Annotated in this window: 14 protein-coding genes; 2 read left to right on the forward strand and 12 right to left on the reverse strand. The window is 71.1% G+C overall.

What is annotated here, in order from left to right:
• Positions 1 to 546 precede the first annotated feature (546 nt).
• Positions 547 to 1554, reverse strand: a complete 1008-nt coding sequence (locus ACFVWW_RS16115) for a stage II sporulation protein M (protein WP_384191943.1) — start codon at positions 1552 to 1554, stop codon at positions 547 to 549.
• Between the two features lie 119 nt (positions 1555 to 1673).
• On the opposite strand from ACFVWW_RS16115, the gene ACFVWW_RS16120 reads away from it, so the two are divergent.
• Positions 1674 to 2573 carry an RDD family protein gene (locus ACFVWW_RS16120; protein ID WP_386879405.1) on the forward strand — a complete coding sequence of 300 codons (900 nt, stop codon included), beginning with the start codon at positions 1674 to 1676 and terminating at the stop codon, positions 2571 to 2573.
• Between the two features lie 12 nt (positions 2574 to 2585).
• Here the strand turns inward: ACFVWW_RS16120 and ACFVWW_RS16125 are convergent, their stop codons facing one another.
• From ACFVWW_RS16125 to ACFVWW_RS16165, 9 genes are all read right to left on the reverse strand, one after another.
• Positions 2586 to 3200 carry a hypothetical protein gene (locus ACFVWW_RS16125; protein ID WP_386879406.1) on the reverse strand — a complete coding sequence of 205 codons (615 nt, stop codon included), beginning with the start codon at positions 3198 to 3200 and terminating at the stop codon, positions 2586 to 2588.
• A gap of 146 nt (positions 3201 to 3346) precedes the next feature.
• On the reverse strand, positions 3347 to 4804 hold the full coding sequence (gene ahcY, locus ACFVWW_RS16130; protein ID WP_384191949.1) for an adenosylhomocysteinase: 1458 nt from the start codon (positions 4802 to 4804) through the stop codon (positions 3347 to 3349).
• 257 nt (positions 4805 to 5061) lie between these two features.
• Entirely contained in the window at positions 5062 to 6039 is a 978-nt protein-coding gene (locus tag ACFVWW_RS16135) for a cation diffusion facilitator family transporter (RefSeq protein WP_384191952.1), read from the reverse strand.
• A gap of 87 nt (positions 6040 to 6126) precedes the next feature.
• Positions 6127 to 7290, reverse strand: coding sequence for a mannose-6-phosphate isomerase, class I (gene manA / locus ACFVWW_RS16140; protein WP_386879407.1), 1164 nt, complete (start codon positions 7288 to 7290; stop codon positions 6127 to 6129).
• Positions 7291 to 7386: 96 nt separating this feature from the next.
• Positions 7387 to 8529 (reverse strand): SIS domain-containing protein, encoded by a 1143-nt coding sequence (locus ACFVWW_RS16145; protein ID WP_386879408.1) that lies wholly within the window; start codon positions 8527 to 8529, stop codon positions 7387 to 7389.
• A gap of 51 nt (positions 8530 to 8580) precedes the next feature.
• On the reverse strand, positions 8581 to 8763 hold the full coding sequence (locus ACFVWW_RS16150) for a Trm112 family protein (protein ID WP_384191961.1): 183 nt from the start codon (positions 8761 to 8763) through the stop codon (positions 8581 to 8583).
• A gap of 540 nt (positions 8764 to 9303) precedes the next feature.
• Positions 9304 to 10662 carry a phosphomannomutase/phosphoglucomutase gene (locus ACFVWW_RS16155; RefSeq protein ID WP_386879409.1) on the reverse strand — a complete coding sequence of 453 codons (1359 nt, stop codon included), beginning with the start codon at positions 10660 to 10662 and terminating at the stop codon, positions 9304 to 9306.
• Positions 10663 to 10730: 68 nt separating this feature from the next.
• Entirely contained in the window at positions 10731 to 12347 is a 1617-nt protein-coding gene (locus ACFVWW_RS16160; RefSeq protein ID WP_384191967.1) for an L-lactate permease, read from the reverse strand.
• Between the two features lie 191 nt (positions 12348 to 12538).
• A complete protein-coding gene (locus ACFVWW_RS16165) occupies positions 12539 to 12964 on the reverse strand; it encodes a DUF3499 domain-containing protein (RefSeq protein ID WP_384191969.1) in 426 nt (141 codons plus the stop codon).
• A gap of 273 nt (positions 12965 to 13237) precedes the next feature.
• Here ACFVWW_RS16165 and ACFVWW_RS16170 point away from each other — a divergent pair, with 273 nt between their 5' ends.
• Positions 13238 to 13666: a metallopeptidase family protein gene (locus ACFVWW_RS16170; RefSeq protein WP_386879410.1), complete on the forward strand. Its 429-nt coding sequence runs from the start codon at positions 13238 to 13240 to the stop codon at positions 13664 to 13666.
• Positions 13667 to 13888: 222 nt separating this feature from the next.
• Here ACFVWW_RS16170 and ACFVWW_RS16175 read toward each other — a convergent pair whose 3' ends face one another.
• Together ACFVWW_RS16175 and ACFVWW_RS16180 are read right to left on the reverse strand one after the other, a co-directional pair.
• Positions 13889 to 15469 carry a DUF5719 family protein gene (locus ACFVWW_RS16175; RefSeq protein ID WP_386879411.1) on the reverse strand — a complete coding sequence of 527 codons (1581 nt, stop codon included), beginning with the start codon at positions 15467 to 15469 and terminating at the stop codon, positions 13889 to 13891.
• Entirely contained in the window at positions 15466 to 19206 is a 3741-nt protein-coding gene (locus ACFVWW_RS16180; protein ID WP_386879412.1) for a glycosyltransferase family 2 protein, read from the reverse strand. The genes ACFVWW_RS16175 and ACFVWW_RS16180 overlap by 4 nt, the downstream gene beginning before the upstream one ends.
• Positions 19207 to 19485: the final 279 nt, after the last annotated feature.

The raw sequence follows: 19485 nt of genomic DNA on the forward strand, positions 1-19485 counted from the left end.
CCTTGCGGTAGGTCGGGGTATCAACATATCTGGCGTTGACTTTTGGCACGCTGTTGAGTTCTCAAGGAACGGACGCTTCCTTTGTACTCACCCTCTCGGGCTTTCCTCCGGGCTTCCCTTCGGTCTTGCGTTTCCGACTCTATCAGACTCTTTCGTGTCCGATTCCCCGTCGGAGCGGGGTTGTTGCCTTCCAGTTCTTCGCTTTCGCGTTTCCCTTTCCGGCGATTCCGACTCTACCAGATTCATTTGGCTGTTCTGCCTCAAGAATTCTGGTGGCCTTTGGATTGGCCTTTTGTCTTTCGACGGACGCGACATTATCAGAAACATTCGTGCCGATTCACATCGGCCTTCGTCCATCTGAGTGTCGAATCGAAGGGGCTCCACAGAAACTCGATTTCCGTCGGGAGCCGCGTAGATATTTACCACCGCACTCGGAGCTTGTCCAGCTTCGAGGCAACCGTTCAAATCTACCTCCCCACGCTGGCCGTGTCAACGGTCTTTGTGGGGCGAAGAGGAGACTAACAGGTCAGAGACGCGCTACGCACATCAGGCGGCGGTGGGAAGTTCGGCGCTCCGGTCCGCTTCCTCCACATCCCCTGTCTCGCCGGTCCGCACCGCTCGGCCGCCGAGGATGTAGACGTATGCCAGGAAGACCACTTCAGCGACGACGCCGATGGCGATGCGCGCCCACGTGGGCAGGCCGGACGGGGTCACGAAGCCTTCGATCACACCTGACACAAAGAGGACCAACGCCAGGCCCAGGGCCATGCCGAGCGCGGCCCGCCCCTGCTGGGCGAGGGCGGTACGACGGCTGTACGGACCCGGGTCGATGACCGTCCAGCCGAGCTTGAGGCCGGTACCGGCGGCGACGAACACCGCGGTCAGTTCGAGCAGACCGTGCGGAAGGATCAGGCCCAGGAAGGTGTCGAGGCGGCCGGCGGACGACATCAGCCCGATGCCGACACCCAGGTTGAGCACGTTGACGAAGAGGATCCAGATCACCGGGAGACAGAGGAAAGCGCCCAGGACGAGGCACATGGCGGCGGCCTGGGCGTTGTTCGTCCAGACCTGGGCCGCGAAGGACGCTGCCGGGTGGCTCGAGTAATACGTCTCGTACTCGCCACCGGGCCGGGTCATCTGGCGCAGCTCGTCGGGGGCCGCTATCGCGGACTGGACCTCGGGATGTACTCCGATCCACCAGCCGATGACCACGGCGAGGAGCGTGGAAAGGAGCGCGGTCGGTATCCACCAGCGCCGGGACCGGTAGACGGCCGCGGGAAAGCCCGCCGTCAGAAAGCGTGCGGCGTCGCGCCAGGTGGCGCGGCGGGTGCCGGTGACCGTGGCACGGGCGCGGGCCACGAGCTGGGTGAGGCGCGTGGTGACCAGGGGGTCGGGAGCGCTGGACTGGATCAGGGAGAGATGAGTGGCCGTGCGCTGATACAGGGCAACAAGTTCGTCCGCCTCGGTGCCGCTGAGGCGGCGCCCGCGGCGCAGGAGATGATCCAGGCGGTCCCACTCGGCGCGGTGGGCTGTCACGAAGACATCGAGATCCATGGTCGGCTGCTGCTCCAGGCACTGGGTCCGTACGGTCCGTACTACTGCGGCGCGCTGCGGGCCAGCTTGGCAGACTGAGCTTTCCAGGGGCAGGGAAGGTCGGCGAAGGGTGGGCACCGGTGAATGAGCTTGTGACGGGCGATGCGGTCGTACTGGGGCTGCGCCCGGCGAAGCTGCCGAGCCGGGCGCTGGCCATGGCGATCGACCTTGTGGCGGCCTGGGCCGCCTACCTTCTGGTGTCGCTCGGGATCGTCCTGGCGACGAGCTCACTGGACGATGCGGCGGTCATGGCGCTGTCCGTCGCGACGTTCCTGCTGGTGCTGGTGGGTGGTCCGATCGCGGTGGAGACCCTCAGCCATGGCCGTTCGCTGGGGAAGCTGGCCTGTGGTCTGCGGGTCGTACGGGACGACGGCGGGCCCATCCGGTTCCGGCACGCGCTCGTGCGCGGGGCGATGGGGGTGGTGGAGATCCTGATGAGCTTCGGGGTCGTCGCCTGTGTCGCGTCGCTGGTGTCGGCGCGGGGGCGGCGGATCGGGGATGTCTTCGCGGGGACTCTGGTCGTACGGGAGAGGGTTCCTGCCACCCGCATGGCGACGGTCCCGCCGCCTCCGCCCTGGCTCGTCGGGCGATTCGCGGAGCTGGATCTTTCCGCCGTGCCGGACGAGCTGTGGCTCGCGATACGCCAGTACCTGACGCGGATGGGGCAGCTCGACACGGGCGTGAGCTGGTCGATGGCGGAGCGGCTCGCGGGCGATCTGGCTATGCGTACGGGAGCGCCGGCGCCGCAGGGGGTGCCTGCCGCCGCGTACTTGGCTGCCGTGGTGAACGAGCGGCAGGCGAGGGATGCGCGACGGGCCTTCGGCGCCTCCGCGGCCCCGGGCCCCGTCCCCACTCCCACTCCCCCTCCCATCCCCGCCTCAACTCCCCCTGCGCCCGCGGCCGGACCGGCTGTCGGGTCGGCGGAGCAGACGCCGGGCGCCGGGTCGCCGTCGGGCACGGGGTTCGCCCCGCCGGCGTAGGCGTGGTCGTCGTCAGGTCAGGGTCGAGGGCGGGGTTTCGAGGTCTTCGAGTTCGATGCCGGGGGCGGACAGCACGACGTCGCCGGCGAGGTGAATCGCATGTTGTTCACCGGTGTCCAGGGCGCTGACCTGGTACTCGTCCACGGTCAGAGGTCCGTTGTCAGTGGGGTGCGCTTCACTGTTCACCAGGGCCCAGGACTGGTCGAGGGTGCGGGGGGCGAGCACTGGGTCCGTGAAGGCGACGAGGCGGACACGAGTGGCGGGGGAATCGGGGGTGAGGCGCAGAAGCCGGGCTGTTGCCACGAGGAACGCGGGGGATGTGCCGGTGAAGGCATGGGCGCGGACGTTGCCTTCGGTGGCGTGGGTGCCGGTGGGGTCGGTACGGACCCAGGTGACGCCGTCGAGGGCGGCGCCCCGGACCTGCCAGCTCGCGGCGTTCAGCTCGAGACGGATGGGCCGGCCGAGTTCGTCGAGGGCCAGATCGACGGAGCCGGCGTGGTCGCCGGAGGGAGTGGTGATCTGGGAGACGTAGCGCCAGCCGGAGGGACCTGGCGCGCAGTGGAAGTGTTCGTCACCGAGAGGGGTGTGGTCGTGCGGATCGTGCAGCGAATAACGGCCGCGGGGCATGGGGTCCTTCTGGTCTTGCGAGCGCTCGGCGACTGACACGGGACAGGCCCCCGACACGGGGGTGCGGGGGCCTGTCCGGTACCGCGGGTACCTGTCACTGGGGGCGCGTCAGTGGCCCGTCAGCCCGTCAGTGGGCCGAGAGTGGATCAGTAGCGGTAGTGGTCGGGCTTGTACGGGCCCGCGACGTCGACACCGATGTAGGCGGCCTGCTCCGGGCGGAGCGTCGTGAGCCTCACACCGAGCGCGTCGAGGTGGAGACGGGCCACCTTCTCGTCCAGGTGCTTGGGGAGCACGTAGACCTCCGTCGGGTACTCCTCCGGCTTGGTGAAGAGCTCGATCTGGGCCAGGGTCTGGTCCGCGAACGAGTTGGACATCACGAAGGACGGGTGGCCGGTCGCGTTGCCCAGGTTCAGCAGGCGGCCCTCGGAGAGGACGATGAGCGTCTTCCCGTCGGGGAAGGTCCAGGTGTGGACCTGCGGCTTGACCTCGTCCTTGACGATGCCGTCGATCTTGGCCAGGCCGGCCATGTCGATCTCGTTGTCGAAGTGACCGATGTTGCCGACGATCGCCTGGTGCTTCATCTTGGCCATGTCCGCGGCCATGATGATGTCCTTGTTGCCGGTCGTGGTGACGAAGATGTCAGCGATGCTGACGACGTCGTCGAGCGTGGCGACCTGGTAGCCGTCCATCGCCGCCTGGAGGGCGCAGATCGGGTCGATCTCGGTGATGATCACGCGGGCGCCCTGGCCGCGCAGGGACTCCGCACAGCCCTTGCCGACGTCGCCGTAGCCGAAGACGACCGCGACCTTGCCGCCGATCAGGACGTCGGTGGCGCGGTTGATGCCGTCGATCAGGGAGTGGCGGCAGCCGTACTTGTTGTCGAACTTGGACTTGGTGACCGCGTCGTTGACGTTGATCGCCGGGAACAGCAGGGTGCCGTCGCGGTGCATCTCGTACAGACGGTGGACACCGGTGGTGGTCTCTTCGGTGACGCCGCGGATCTCGGACGCCAGGCGGGTCCACTTCTGCGGGTTCTCGGAGAGGGTGCGGTTCAGGAGCTGGAGGATGTAGGCGTACTCCTCGCTGTCCGCGGTGGCCGGGTCGGGGGCCTTGCCGGCCTTCTCGAACTCGACGCCCTTGTGGACCAGGAGGGTGGCGTCACCGCCGTCGTCCAGGATCATGTTCGGGCCGCCGGTGGGCGTGTTCGGCCAGGTCAGAGCCTGCTCCGTGCACCACCAGTACTCCTCGAGCGTCTCGCCCTTCCAGGCGAAGACCGGGACGCCCTGGGGGTCGTCCGGGGTGCCGTTGGGGCCGACCGCGATGGCGGCGGCGGCGTGGTCCTGGGTGGAGAAGATGTTGCAGGACGCCCAGCGGACGTCGGCACCGAGAGCGGTCAGGGTCTCGATGAGGACGGCGGTCTGCACCGTCATGTGCAGGGAGCCGGTGACCCGGGCACCGGCGAGCGGCTGCGACGCCGCGTACTCCTTGCGGATCGACATCAGACCGGGCATCTCGTGCTCGGCGAGATTGATCTCCTTGCGGCCGAACTCGGCGAGCGAGAGGTCGGCGACCTTGAAGTCCTGTCGGTTGGCGACAGTCGTCATATCGAGCTGCTCCTCGTAAAGGGGGTCGAGGGTGGGTACGTACGGCTGGCTCTGCGGCGGCGGGCATACGAATGCCCGGGCGCTCGCGGCGCAGTCCGTCGGAGGCCCTCTCTCCCTCGGACGGTCCGCGCGGGCGGACCGCCCGACCGCCATCAGCAGCGACGTCTGGCTCTGGGCACGAATCTACACCGATCGACCCAGCGGCCCACAGTCGATCGAGAAAAGGGATCCATGGAAAGAGAGGCCTCAGCGCCGCTTCAGTGGTCGGCGTCCGGAGTCTCGCCGCCGGGGCTCTTGGCGGGGTTGGTGCCGGACGCGGCCGCCGACTCGCTGTAGATGTCCGGCTCCAGGTAGATCACCCGGGCGATCGGGACCGCCTCGCGGATCCGTGCCTCCGCCGCGTTGATCGCGTGGGCGACTTCGGTGGCCGTGTCGTCGTGCCGCACCGCGATCTTGGCCGCGACCAGCAGCTCCTCGGGGCCGAGGTGGAGCGTACGCATGTGGATGATGCCGGTGACCACGTCGCCGTCGACGAGCGCCGCCTTGATCTTCTGCACGTCCTCCACGCCTGCGGACTCACCCAGGAGCAGGGACTTCGTCTCGGCCGCCAGAACCAGCGCGATCAGGATGAGGAGGATGCCGATGCAGAGGGTGCCGATGCCGTCCCACACGCCGTCACCGGTGGCCAGGGACACGCTCACGCCACAGAGGGCGAGCACCAGACCGACCAGCGCGCCGAGGTCCTCCAGGAGTACAACGGGGAGCTCGGGGGCCTTGGAGCGGCGGATGAACTCCGTCCAGGAGCGGGTGCCACGGGTGAGGTTGGATTCCTTGATGGCCGTACGGAACGAGATCGACTCCGCGATGATCGCGAAGACGAGCACCCCGACCGGCCAGTACCAGGCCTCGATCGCGTGCGGGTGCTTGATCTTCTCGTAGCCCTCGTAGATGGCGAACATGCCACCGACCGAGAAGAGCACGATGGAGACGAGGAAGGCGTAGATATAGCGCTCGCGGCCGTAGCCGAAGGGGTGCTCCGGGGTCGCCTCGCGCTTCGCCTTCTTGCCGCCGAGGAGCAGCAGCCCCTGGTTCCCCGAGTCGGCGAGGGAGTGCACGCTCTCCGCGAGCATCGAGGACGAACCACTGAAGAGGAACGCCACGAACTTGGCTACTGCGATCGCGAGGTTGGCGCCGAGCGCCGCCACGATCGCCTTGGTTCCGCCTGACGCGCTCATGGGTGCGTTGTGTCCCTTCATCGGTACTGCGGCCCTGGCGCCGCGGTACGGCGGCACATTGTTGCAGCCGTGTGCGTGGCCGGTTGCTCAGGCCTTCACTGTTGCCCGGAAAACGGTGCCTGTACCGGACAGTTCGGCCTTCTCTCCCGCCGGGACGAAGACGGAGGTGCCGGGGGTCAGCGCGAAGTCGTTCGCGTAGGGCGTGCCGGCCGTGCAGAGCAGGATCTGCGGCACGGGGGCCGTGAGGTCGCGCGGCGCCCCACCTGCGGCCAGGGAGTAGCGGGACAGACGGAATTCATCGACAGGGGTGTCGTAGAGCTCCTCGCCCGAGGGGGACGCCTCCGGGCGCAGGACACCCGGCTCGGTCGCTTCGAAGCGCACGACACGGAGCAGTTCGGGGACGTCGACATGCTTGGGCGTGAGGCCGCAGCGCAGGACGTTGTCCGAGTTGGCCATGATCTCGACGCCGAGGCCGTTGAGATAGGCGTGCGGGACGCCGGCGCCGAGGAAGAGCGCCTCGCCGGGCTGCAGTTGCACGTAGTTGAGCAGCATGGCGGCGATGACGCCGGGATCGCCGGGGTAGTGGTGCGCGATCGACACGTACGGCGTGTAGTCGCCGCCGAGTCGCTCCGCGGCTGCGGCGGCCTCGGTGACGGTGGCGGCCATCTCGGCCGGGTCCGCGGCGAGGACGGCGGTCAGGACCTCGCGCAGCGCGGCCTCTTCGGGGTGGGCGTGGAGGAGGTCGACGTACGGCTTGAGCGAGTCGACGTCCAGCCGCGCCAGGAACTCGGCGGCCGCGTCCGGGGCGCGGAAGCCGCACAGGCCGTCGAAGGGCGTGAGCGCGCAGATCAGTTCGGGCTTGTGGTTGGCGTCCTTGTAGTTCCGGTGCGGGGCGTCGATCGGGACGGCCCGGTGCTCCTCGTCGGCGTAACCCTCCTTCGCCTGGGCGAGGTTCGGGTGGACCTGGAGGGAGAGCGGGGATCCCGCGGCGAGGAGCTTGAGGAGGAACGGCAGGCGGGGGCCGAACTTCCGGACCGCCGCCGCGCCGAGTTCCGCCTCGGGGGCGGCGTCGATGGCGGCGGAGAGTGCCTGCTCGCCGGCGCCGCGGTCGAGGCGGGACGGCGCCCCCGGGTGGGCGCCCATCCACATCTCGGCCTGGGGTTCGCCCGTGGGGGCGGTGCCGAGCAGTTCCGGGATGAGAGTCGTGGATCCCCAGGCGTAGGGGCGCACGGTATTGGCGAGGCGGTCCATGGGGTGAGCCTTCTGGTACGTGGTGACGTGCGGGTGACGTGCGGCCGCACCACGGGTGTTGCGGCGGTGGACGTGTGGTGCCGGGGCGGGTTCAGCTCATACGGGGGCGCCCCCGGCGAGGGCCAGGTAGAGGGTGGCGAAGTCGGTGACGGCGATCAGTTCGGCGAGGGCTTCGAGTTCGCTGCCCTCTTCGGGCTCCAGCTCGCTGATGGCCACGTCATGCCCGCCCGCGAGCTCCCGGGCGGCGGGGGCCGCGGTCAGTCCGCCGGCGGGCCGGTTCCTGAGCAGCACGATCCGGGCGCGCAGGGCCTGGCGCTCCTCGACCCGGTCACGGAAGAAGTCGTCGGCGGGACCGGCGCCGCCCGCGAAGTCGCCCGCGAGCAGCGCGCCGTGGGCCATCAGGGCTTCGGGGAGCTCGGCGGCGAGCGCGGGCCGGCCGGTGAGCTCGGCCAGTACGGCGGCGAAGCGGCGCCCGGCCGGGGCGGCGGCCGTGCCCTCCGTCCAGATCAGCGGGAGGCTGTCGGCGAGCTCGGCGGCGAGGGTCTTGGCCGGGTTGCTGTACGTCGCGATGGCCGGGCCGCAGCGTTCGGCGGCGCGGTCCAGCCGGTCGGCGACGCGCTGAAGCGTCTCGGTCGGCGCGGTGAGCAGGCCGGCGCGGTCGAGCAGCGCGAGCAGGGGGATGAGCAGGGACCAGAGGGCGCCGGGGCCGGCCACCAGCGTCCCTTCCCCTTCGTACTGCTCGTTGGGAGTCGTCGCCATGGGGACGACGAGACCGTGCGTACCGTCGACCGCCTCGCTCAGCTGGGACCGGCGCGGGGCGACGGTGACGACCGTGCAACCACGGCGGTACGCCTGCTCGGCGAGGAGCGCGAGGCCGGGTTCGCTGCCCTCGGTGGTGGCGATCAGCAGCAGGTCCACGGGGCCGACCCAGCCCGGTAGCGCCCAGCGCAGCGCGCCGGCGGCCGGGGCGACGCCGGTGGGGCGGATCCGGACCACGGGCGCGGCGGCTCCGGCGAGGGCGGCGATCAGCTCGGCGACGGCGGTCGCGGCGGCGCCGGAACCCGCGATCAGTACGGCGCGGGGGCGGCCCTCGGGGGTGAGCTCGGCGACGCCGGCCTCGGCGGTGTTCCGCAGCGCGGTACGCACCCGGGCGCCTGCCTCGGCGGCCCCACGCAGCAGCCCGAGCCGGTCGGCATGGGCCAGGGCGTCGGGAGCGTCGAGCAGCGACTCGTCGAGCATGGGGCCTCCTTACCCGGGGCGCCGCGCGGTTTTGCGCGGGGCGCCGTGCCTTTACGCGGGGCGCCGCGCCTCGTCGACGAGGAGGACGGGGATGTCGTCGCGTACCGGGTAGGCCAGGCCGCAGTCCTCGCTGGTGCAGATCAGCTCGGGGGTGTCGGCGGCGGTGCGGTCGCTGAGCGGCGCGTGGCAGGCCGGGCAGGCGAGGATCTCCAGGAGGCCGGCTTCGAGCGGCATGGGGGTGGTGTCCCTTCAAACAGACGGATCGAGCCCCGTCAGGGTAACGCCGTCCGGCGGGGGTGCGGGTACGGGTTGTCGCCGGGTGCGGGGTCGCCGTCCGGCGGGGGGTGCGGGTTGTCTTGGGCGGGGGCCGGTTCTCGGGTGCGGGTTGTCGCCGGGTGCCGGGCAGGGGTGGTGTCCTGGACTGCATGATTTACGGCGCGTGCGGACCGGATCCCGGGTGACACGTTGTCGAGCGCCACAAATCACGCTCTACGTCCTGGACACCACCCCTACCCGTCCCCCTCCACCACCCGCACAGACCCCCCGGCCCCAAGGCCCACGAGCCGCTTGGCGCGGGCCCACCGGCGGGAGGGGGTCGGGGGTGCAGGAGGTGCGTGACCGGACGTAAAGCGTGATTTGTGGCGCACGACGAGCCGCACCGTTCAACCGGCCCGCACAGCGCCGTAAATCATGCAGTCCGGACACGCACCTCCGGAACCCCCGGCACCCGCACCCCAACGAACAGCCCGCACCCCCAACCCCCGCCGGACGGCGCTACGCGCGGATGAGGGACAGGACCTCGTCCCGCGCCTTCCCCATCGTCGTCTCGTCCCGCGCCTCCACGTTCAGCCGCAGCAGCGGTTCCGTGTTGGACGGCCGGAGGTTGAACCACCAGTCCGCCGCCGTCACCGTCAAGCCGTCGAGCTCGTCGATCGTGACCCCGTCACGGTTCGCGAAGGCCTCCCGGACCGCGGCCATGCGGCCCGCCTGGTCGTCGACCGTGGAGTTGATCTCCCCGGAGTCCGCGTAGCGGTCGTACGAGGAGACCAGCTCGGACAGGGGGCCGTCCTGGCCGCCCAGCGCCGCCAGGACGTGGAGCGCGGCGAGCATGCCCGTATCCGCGTTCCAGAAGTCGCGGAAGTAGTAGTGCGCGGAGTGCTCGCCGCCGAACACCGCTCCCGTATTGGCCATCTCCTGCTTGATGAAGGAGTGGCCGACGCGGGTGCGGACCGGGGTGCCGCCGTGTTCCCTGACGACCTCGGGGACCGACCAGGATGTGATCAGGTTGTGGATGACCGTGCTGCCCGGGTGCTTGGCCAGTTCGCGCGCCGCCACCAGCGCGGTGATCGCCGACGGGGAGACGCCCTCGCCGCGCTCGTCGACGACGAAGCAGCGGTCCGCGTCGCCGTCGAAGGCCAGGCCCAGATCGGCGCCTTCGGCGCGGACGCGGGCCTGAAGGTCGACGATGTTCTTCGGGTCGAGGGGGTTGGCCTCGTGGTTCGGGAACGTACCGTCCAGCTCGAAGTACATCGGCACCACGTCGAGCGGCAGTCCTTCGAACACGGTCGGGACCGTGTGCCCGCCCATGCCGTTGCCCGCGTCCACGACGACCTTCAGCGGGCGGATCGTGGACAGGTCGACCAGGGACAGCAGGTATTCGGCGTAATCGGACAGGGTGTCACGCTGCATGATGTGCCCGGGCTTCGTCACCGAGGCCGGGGGGGCGTCCGCGAGCCAGCCCTCGACCAGGGCGCGGATCTCCGCCAGGCCCGTGTCCTGACCCACCGGCGCCGCGCCGGCCCGGCACATCTTGATGCCGTTGTACCGGGCCGGGTTGTGCGACGCCGTGAACATCGCGCCGGGCAGGTTCATGTCCCCCGACGCGTAGTACAGCTGGTCGGTGGAGCAGAGCCCGATGATCGTGGCGTCCGCGCCGCGCGAGACGGCGCCCCGGGCGAAGCTCGACGCGAGGCCGGGCGAGGAGGGCCGCATGTCATGGCCGATGACGATCGCCTCGGCTTCGGTGACTTCGACGAAGGCGGCGCCGAAAAGCTCCGCGAGTTGGTCGTCCAGCTGATCGGGGTACACCCCACGCACGTCGTACGCCTTCACGATCTGCGACAAATCGGCCACGGCCAACCCTCCAGAGCTTTCTGTCACTGCGGTCACTTCAAACTACCCGTACGGGTACCCGCTCGCAGTTAAGGAAGCATCCAGCCCAGCACCATCGTGCTCTGTCCCAGCACGATCAGACACATCACCAGCAAAAGCCCCAGACTCCACGGCAGCACCTTGCGCAGCAGGTCTCCCTCCTTGCCGGCGAGCCCGACCGCCGCGCAGGCGATCGTCAGATTCTGCGGGGAGATCATCTTGCCCAGCACTCCCCCGGAGCTGTTCGCCGCGGCCAGCAGCTCCGGCGAAAGACCGGACTGCTGCGCCGCCGTCACCTGGAGCGCGCCGAAGAGCGCGTTGGCCGAGGTGTCCGAGCCCGTGACCGCGACGCCGAACCACCCCAGGATCGGCGAGAGGAAGGCCAGTCCCGCACCCGCCGCCGCGACGAAGTGACCGATGGTGGCCGCCTGTCCGGAGAGATTCATGACGTACGCGAGGGCGAGGACCGAGATGACGGTGAGGATCGCGTACCGCAGTTCGTACACGGTCGCCGCCCACTCCCGGGCCGCGTCGCGCGCGCGAACGCCGAGCACGACGGCGGTGAACAGGCCCGCGAGCAGGACGAGCGTGCCGCCCGTCGCGACGAGCGGGAGGGAGAAGACATTGGCGCCGACCGGGTTGCCCTCCGCGTCGCCGACGTTGAGGAACGGCCAGTCGAAGAGCCGCGTCGCCCTCGCGAGCAGTTCCTTGACCGGCGGGATCTGCGCGAGGGAGAAGATCACCACGATCAGGGCGTACGGGGCGTAGGCGCGCAGCACTTCGCGGCGCGGGTCCTCCCGGTCCAGGTCCTCGCTCCGTACGCCGGTGAGTACCGCGGCGCGCACCGGTTCCGCCGCGGGCCTGCGCGCCGAGGGGATCGCCACCAGCGCCGCCGCTCCCGCCAGCGCCGCGCCGATGTCGGCGAGTTGGGCGGAGACGTAGTTGGAGGCGACGAACTGCGCGACGGCGAAGGCGACTCCGCACGCCAGCGCGGGCACCCAGGTCTCGCGGAGCCCCCGCCGGCCGTCGACGAGCAGGACCAGCACCAGCGGTACGACGAGTGCGAGCAGCGGCGTCTGCCGTCCGACCACCGAGGCGACGGTGTCCAGGGGCAGCCCGGTGACCTGTGCGAGTGTCACCACCGGCGTGCCCATGGCGCCGAAGGCCACGGGCGCGGTGTTGGCGACGAGCGCGACGACGGCGGCCTTGACCGGGTCGAAGCCGAGTGCCACCAGCATCACCGAGCAGATGGCGACCGGCGCCCCGAAGCCCGCGAGCGCTTCGAGCAGCGCGCCGAAGCAGAAGGCGATGACGAGCGCCTGGATACGGGGATCGTCCGAGAGGCGCCCGAAGGAGCGCCGCAGGATGTCGAAGTGATGGGTGCGTACCGTCATCCGGTACACCCAGAGGGCGTTGACGACGATCCACATGATCGGGAAGAGGCCGAAGAGCACGCCCTGCGCGCCGGCCGAGAGGGTCTGGCCCAGGGGCATGCCGAAGGTGAGCCAGCCGACCAGCACGGCGACGGCGAGTCCGATGAGCCCGGCAAGGTGGGCTTTCATACGGACGGCGCCGAGCAGGATCAGCACGGTGGCCAGGGGCAGCGCGGCGACAAGGGCGGAGAGGGCGAGCGAGTCGGCGACGGGTTCCAGTTGCTGTACGAACACGACAGTCCTCCGGATTCCGCGATACGGAAACTGATCTCTCAGTAGGTGGGAGGAAATGGTCGTGTCCGCGCCAAGCGAAGGTCAATGGCCCGCACAGGATCCGTACCGGAAATCCCCGTCAGGGAGAGCGGCGGCGGAAGAAAGGTTTCCGCGTCCAAAGGAAGCAGCGCTTGTCGCTCAGGAGCTACGGCTCAGGAGTCGGGAGAGCGCAGCACGCGCAGATGTCCCCGGCGCCCGACCTCGGCCGGATTCGCGCCGCGCGGCCCTTTACTGCCGCCCTCCGCAGCGCGCTCCTGGGGCCGGGCGGCTTCCCGCACGGCGTTGGCGAGCGCTTCAAGATCATCACCACTCGGGCGCGCGGGAGCCGAGCCGTCCGTCAGACGGACGACCTCCCAGCCGCGCGGAGCGGTCAGCCGCTCGCTGTGTTCCGCACACAGGTCGTAGCAATGAGGCTCGGCGTAGGTGGCGAGCGGGCCGAGGACCGCGGTCGAGTCGGCATAGACGTACGTCAGTGTCGCGACAGCAGGGCGGCCGCACGCGGTGCGCGAACAGCGACGTACAGGGCTCACGACGTTGGACGGTACCGCACTCTTGAGCGGGCCGCGACGACTCTCCACCAGGTCACTCCACCGTGTCGCGCCACGACATCCGGCCCGACATGGCCGGAAGCAACTGCCCTGACCTGCGGGGGAGGAGAAGTGACCGGGCGGCGACAGCCCGTGACGCGGTCACCACTTGGGGCAAAACCCGTCATTGAAGGCGAGATCGCCGATCGCGCAGATGTATGGAATCGAGCCCAAGCTTGGCCGGAATGCTCAATATGCGACATGCCGCCCGAGGGGGCGGCGGCCACGATCGTCGGGGCCCGGGAGGGCTACCCTGCGTGAGTGATGGACAGTCCTGTACCGCCCCGCCCGACCGAGCCACGGCCACGCCGCCGCGACCGCCACGGCCGCGGGATGCGTGGGCCCGTCGCCCCGCCCCAGGTGCCGCTCTCCGCCAGCCGCTCGGAGACCTTCCGTGATCTTGTACGGGACTCCGTGGACCGCCTCGAGCGACGCTGGCCACAACTGGCCGAGGTCGAGTTCCTGGTCATGGACGTGCCCAGCACACAGGACGAGTCCGTGCCGCTCGGCAGCTCGGTCCCCGCGAGCAAGGAGCACCCGGCGCGGATCCTCGTCTACCGCCGGCCCGTGGAGATCCGTACCAAGAGCCGCGACGATCGCGCGCTGCTGGTGCACGAGATCGTGGTCGAGCAGGTCGCGGAGCTGCTCGGCCTCGCACCCGAGTCCGTCGATCCGCGGTACGGACAGGAGTGACCGGACCCTGACCTGCCGGCCCGGACCTGACCCGGAGTGGGTCAGGGCCGGGCATGGACTAGTGCCGCGACCGGGAATGTTTGCCCGTCGAGGAGCGGCGGCCGGTGCGTGCGATCGCAAGGCGGCCGGAGGCCCTTGTAGCGGAGCTACTCGGGTCTTTGGCCAACGCGGCGAGCGTGCGTGCTGGGCGTCGCGACGGGGCAAACATTCCCGGGAGGGGCACTAGCCTCGGCCGCCGAGGATCGACAGGTCTTCCTTGGCCTTCGGCACGGACACCGTCCCCCGGTCGTCCGGCAGCGTCTGCACCGTGAACATCGGGACGCCGTCCTCCGGCAGGGCGAGCGTGCGCGCCGCGTGCACCGGACCACCCGACTCCGGCTCGATCGTCAGCGCGTACGAGCCCTTCAGCCCGTCCGGCACGGGCGGCGTGACGGCCAGGGTCGTACCGGCCTTGACGACGTACGTCTTCACCACCGGCTCACCCGCCTCGCTGCCCGCCGAGGCCGTGACCTTCACCTTCGCGGTCCCGCCCGGCGCGGTCAGCGAGAGTGTCGAGCCCTTGGCGCGGTTGTCGGCCGCGGTCGCCCGCGACCCGATCGGCCCGGTCGCCGGGATGAACGCGATCTCCTGCTTGGCACCCTTGCCGCGGACCACGCGCAGCGCCGCGACCACCGGGGTCGCGCGCCCGTCCTCGGCGGGGCTGAGCAGCAGCGAACCCGCCTCGCCCTTGGTGACGTCCGCCAGGTCGAGGGCCGCGGTCATCCCCGACTTGACGTGCAGGGTCTCCTGCCCGGCCGGGGTGATCGTGCCGTCGGCGCCGGCCAGCTGCACCTTCAGGTAGGCGTCGTCCGCACCGGGTGCGAACGCCACCAGACGTACGTCGGTCGCGTCCGCCGGGATGCCGGGCATGACCACGCGGCCCGCGGGATCGGCCGCGGCGGCCAGCCAGTCGCTCCCCGTCTTGTCGTCGGCGGCGCGCACCACGGCGCCGACCCGGCCGGTCCGGGTAGTGACGTGGACAGTCACATTGGCGGCGGCCTCGGTGGTCAGGGTCGAGAGCAGCACCGGGACGCTGGACCTGGCGGGCACCGGAATGCCCTCGCCGACCTCCGACTTGAGGGCGCCGTCCTTCCCGTACAGCTCGATGTCGGCGACGGCCGCCGTGTCGTCGGGGTTGGTGAGATGGACGTAGTCCTGCCGCGATTCCTCGGTACCGGCGCCCGGGAACCAGAAGCTGGTGTCGGGCGCGGTGCAGGCCGTGCCGAGCAGGCCGCGCGCGCCGCCCACGCTGACGGTGGTGGTCTGCTGGGTGGCCCAGCCGGGGGCGAACCGGCCGGTGGCGGTGCCGACGAGGGCGGGGGCCGCGGCGCCGCTCGCCTCGGCGGTGACAGGCTTGCCCGGCTCCTTCAGGGCGACGAACGCCTTGTCCTGCGCGGGATCCTTCTTGGCGTCCTTGGCCTTGTCGTCCTTCTTGGCGTCCTCGTCCTTCACCTTCTCGTCCGCCTTCTTGTCGTCGGCGGTGCCCGGATCGGCCAAGGTGAGGGTGGATTCCTTCAGTTCCGCGGAACCTGTCGTGTCGCCGCCACCTTTACCACCCGCCGGGGTGAACGAGGTGTACGTCGTCTCCGCGATGTCCGACGCGCTCGGCGCCGGGCAGAGCAGGCTGGAGCGCTCCACGGGCAGCCGCGCCGGAGCCTGGGCCGCCGCAGCGCCGGCGCCGTCCGGCGCGGTCAGCGCGGCGATCCCGGTGATGGCGGCGAGGGCGGTGGCGGCCGCGATGAGGGAGAGAGTCGTACGGTTCACTGGTTGCTGCTCCCGTCGGGGCGCGGACGCTGCTCGTTCTCGGTGCCGTCGGCGTAGGGCTGCTGTCCGTAGCCGTACGGGTCGTACTGCGACGGGTCGTACGGCACCTGGCCCTCCTGGTACTGGCCTTCCTGATACTGGCCGGCCGGGTACTGCTGATACGGCTGCTGGTACTGCCCTTCGCCGTACTGCGCGCCCTGGTACTGCCCGTCCGGGTACTGGTTCTGGGCGTACTCCGCGCCGGCGTACGTCGTGCCGTCCCAGTCGCCGTACGGCTGCTGCTGGGGCACCTGCTGCGGAGGCACCGCCTGCTGCTGGGGCACCGCCCCGTACGCCGTCTGCTGGTCACCCTCGGCGGACTGACCGTACGGATCCGGCGCGGGAGCCGCGGCGGGCATCGGCGGTACGGCCTCCTGCCGCTCGGGCTCGTACTGGCCGGACTCGTACTGGCCGGTCTCGTACTGGCCGGTCTCGTACTGGCCCTCGGCCTCCGCCGCCGCCCGCAGCCTGCGGGCCCGGCGTCCTTCTCCCTCGACCGGCTGCGCCGGAATCTCGACGTCCTCCTCGGGCAGGTCGTCGTCGATCTCGCGGCGGCGCCCCGGCAGGGCGAGCACCAGCAGCACGACGGCGAGCGCGCCCTGCACCCAGATCCACGCGGTGTGGGTGACCGGGCTCTCGTACGTGAGGTCCAGCCGTCCGCCCTCGGCGGGCAGTTCGAAGCCCTGGGCCCAGCCGTCGACGGTCTTCTTCGTCAGCGCCTTCCCGTCGAGGGTGGCCTGCCAGCCCTCGGCGGCCCGGTCCGCGATCCGCAGCACCCGCCCCGCGGCGCCCGCCGGGAGCTCCGTGTGCGCCTCGACGGGTGAGGAGGCGACGGCCAGCGACTCGCCCTCCCCCTTGCCGTCGACGATCGTGGCCCGCGAGATCTGACGGTCCACGCGCCACAGCGCGCTGCCGTCCAGCTGGCTCAGCCGGCTCAGGCCCGGGGTGGCGTCGAGGACGCGGCTCATCTCGCGCGGCGCCCCGTCCCGTACGAGTACGTAGCGGACCGCGAAACCGCTGAGCTGGTCGGTCTGGTCGGCGCCGGATCCCGCGACCAGATTCGCGACGACCTTGTCGAGCCGGGGGTCGCTGCCGCCCGCCTCGGTCAGCTCGGCGTCACCGAGCCGGCCGCCCGAGCCGCGGACCAGGGTGTACGAGACCTCGGCGGCGGAGCTGCCGCCGAGGACCAGGGTGCGCGGCTGGTCGCGGGTGACGCTCTCCTCGGCGACGAACGCCGGGACCTGGACCGGGTCGCGGCGCTCCAGCGGTCCCGCAGCTCCGCTGATCATCCAGCCGAAGGCGGCGAGCAGCGGGGCGACGGCCGCGGCGGCGGCGATGAGCGCGGCGACGGGCTGGCGCCAGCCGAAGCTCTGGGCGGCGACGCGCTCCCGGGCGCCGTCGGCGCCGAGCACGGCGGCCGCGATCAGCGCGAGCCCGTAGACGAGGGTGGCGGGTCCGGCCCAGCCGGAGTTGTTGGAGAGGACGGCGAAGATCAGCGCGACCAGGGCGACGGCCCAGGCGGCGCGGATCGCGAACTGCCGCTCGCCGCGCAGCAGGGCGGCCAGCGCGGCCAGGACGACCCCGATCAGCAGGATGCCGCCCGCGGTCCTGGGGCCGCCGGGGCTCATGCCGAGCAGATCGATCGCGGAGGCCGATCCCGTACCGAACTCCAGGCCGGCCTCCCGCAGGAAGGCGGCGGGATCGGTCAGCAGCGAGAGCGACCAGGGGGCCAGCAGCAGGACGGGGGTGCCGACGGCGGCCAGGACGCGCGGACCGTACGCGGCTATCTCGTCACGGCGCAGCGCGAGGACACCGAGCCCGGCCAGCAGCGCGAGCGGCCATACGACCGGGGTGAAGGCCATCGCGAAGGTCAGCAGGAAGGCGTATGCCCAGGTGGCACGCCAGCTGCCGCGGCCTTCGCCGCGCATCCCGTACGCGGCGACGGCCGCGCGGGCGATCAGCGGCAGCAGGACGGCCAGCACGGCGGTGCCGAGGCGTCCGGTGGCCAGCGCGCCGGTGGCAGCGGGCAGGAAGGCGTACGCGACGCTCGCCCAGGCCCGCAGCAGCCGCGACTCGACGAGGGGCCGTGAGGCGAAGTAGGCGGTGAGTCCGGCCAGCGGCACCGAGCAGACGAGCAGCAGGGTCAGCGCGAAGCCGGTGGAGCCGAGGAACAGCGCGGAAAGGGCGGCGAGTACGGCGAGATAGGGGGGCGCGGTCTGGGTGCCGCCCGTGCCGACGGGATGCCAGCCGTCCGCGTACCGGGACCACAGGTCGGAGACGTCCGCCGGCGCGGGCAGCAGGGCGCCGCCCGCGAGCGCGCCGCCGCCGAGCAGTCCGCGGCAGGCGACGAGGGAGACGACCAGGAGGATCGCGAAGAGGACGGGGCCGGGCTTGTGCGCGAGCTTCTTCAGCCGGGCGAACTGCTCGACCTCCATGAAGTCGGCGTCGTCACCGCCGGGGCCCGACTCGACGGCGCCGTGCCGTGAGCCGCCCGCGTCGGCGTCGGAGTCGCCGCCGAGGCTTCCGGCGATCTGCTCGACCGTGGCACGGATCGTCGCGCCGGGCGGCGGGAAGAGGGGGCGCAGCTCGGCCGGCTCGACCACTCCCTTGCCGCGCTGCCGCCGGGCGCTGATGATCTGTCCCGGCCGCAACAGGGTGCCGAAGAGTCCCATGACTTCGTCGACGGCCTGGCCAGGTGCCTTGCCCACCAGATAGGCGAGGGTGCGCAGCAGGGTGCCGAGGACGAGCCGGAGCAGTACGTAGGGGAGGACGGCGGCCCGTGCGTTGACGAGCATGGTGTAGACGGCGCCGGCCTTGTCGACGCGGTGCGGGTTGACGACGGAGCGGCCCGCGCAGTCGACCGTACGACGCTCGCGCGCGGCCGCCTCGGCGTGCCGCAGGACGGCGTCGGGGGCGATGAGCACCCGGTGTCCTGCGGCGTGGGCACGCCAGCACAGGTCGACGTCGTCGCGCATCAGCGGGAGTCTGCGGTCGAAGCCGCCCAGTTCGTCCCAGACGTCGCGGCGGATGAGCATGCCGGCGCTGGAGACGGAGAGGACGGTACGGACCTGGTCGTGCTGCCCCTGGTCCTGTTCGCGCCGGTCGAGCCCGGTCCAGCGGCGTCCGCTGTTGGCGATGGAGACGCCGACTTCGAGGAGCTGCTTGCGGTCGTACCAGCCGCGCAGCTTGGGGCCGACGATGGCGGCGTACTCGTCGGAGTCGGCGACGCGCAGCAGCTCGGCGAGGGCGTCGGGGGCGGGCGCGCAGTCGTCGTGGAGGAGCCAGAGCCACTGCACCGGTTCGCCGTGGGGCAGTTCCGGCATGTCGTACGCGTCGTCCCGCCAGGTCCGGTTCACCGGATCCCAGCCGCTCGGCCGCTTCAGATACGGCAGATCGTCGGGGGTGAGCACCCCGGCGGAGCGGGCGGCCTCGTCGACGGCCGTGCCGAAGCCGGACCGGCGCGCGAGATGCAGGACGCGGTCGGCGCCGAGCGACTCGGTGAGCAGCCGGGCGGAGTCGTCGGCGCTGCCGGTGTCGGCTGCCATGACGTTCTGTACGGGGCGTTCCTGGCCGAGCAGCCCGGCAAGGGCGTCGGGCAGCCATCGCGCACCGTCGTGCGAGACGAGTACTGCGGTCACGACGTGCCGCGGAAACTCGGGGGCGGTGGCGGGAACGAACGCGGCGGTGGTGGGGGACATTGAGGTAACGGGCCCTCCGGCCGGGGGGTCGCCCCGAAGGGGCGTTGGAGCGTCTTGGATGGGGGCCCACACTAACGGCTGGCAGCAGGACGGTCCGCCGCCTGCGGGGAACGCGCAGACTGCGGACCGTTCGTTACGTACGAGTTTGTGGCGATTCGTCAGGGGGTCCGGCCGGCCCCGGCGGTCGTCGACGGGTCGGTTGCCGCAGGGCGGCCGGAGCGCGTCGGGCGGCACCCGGAGCGCGGTCGGGTCGCGGTCGGACCGGGTCCGGAGCGCGTC

It is taken from the genome of Streptomyces sp. NPDC058198 (assembly GCF_042882605.1).
Lineage (GTDB): Bacteria > Actinomycetota > Actinomycetes > Streptomycetales > Streptomycetaceae > Streptomyces.

Coding starts and splice junctions, on each gene's coding strand:
- ACFVWW_RS16115 (WP_384191943.1), bottom strand. CDS start 1,554: ATGGATCTCGATGTCTTCGTGACAGCCCACCGCGCCGAGTGGGACCGC.
- ACFVWW_RS16125 (WP_386879406.1), bottom strand. CDS start 3,200: ATGCCCCGCGGCCGTTATTCGCTGCACGATCCGCACGACCACACCCCT.
- ahcY (WP_384191949.1), bottom strand. CDS start 4,804: ATGACGACTGTCGCCAACCGACAGGACTTCAAGGTCGCCGACCTCTCG.
- ACFVWW_RS16135 (WP_384191952.1), bottom strand. CDS start 6,039: ATGAGCGCGTCAGGCGGAACCAAGGCGATCGTGGCGGCGCTCGGCGCC.
- manA (WP_386879407.1), bottom strand. CDS start 7,290: ATGGACCGCCTCGCCAATACCGTGCGCCCCTACGCCTGGGGATCCACG.
- ACFVWW_RS16145 (WP_386879408.1), bottom strand. CDS start 8,529: ATGCTCGACGAGTCGCTGCTCGACGCTCCCGACGCCCTGGCCCATGCC.
- ACFVWW_RS16150 (WP_384191961.1), bottom strand. CDS start 8,763: ATGCCGCTCGAAGCCGGCCTCCTGGAGATCCTCGCCTGCCCGGCCTGC.
- ACFVWW_RS16170 (WP_386879410.1), top strand. CDS start 13,238: ATGGACAGTCCTGTACCGCCCCGCCCGACCGAGCCACGGCCACGCCGC.
- ACFVWW_RS16180 (WP_386879412.1), bottom strand. CDS start 19,206: ATGTCCCCCACCACCGCCGCGTTCGTTCCCGCCACCGCCCCCGAGTTT.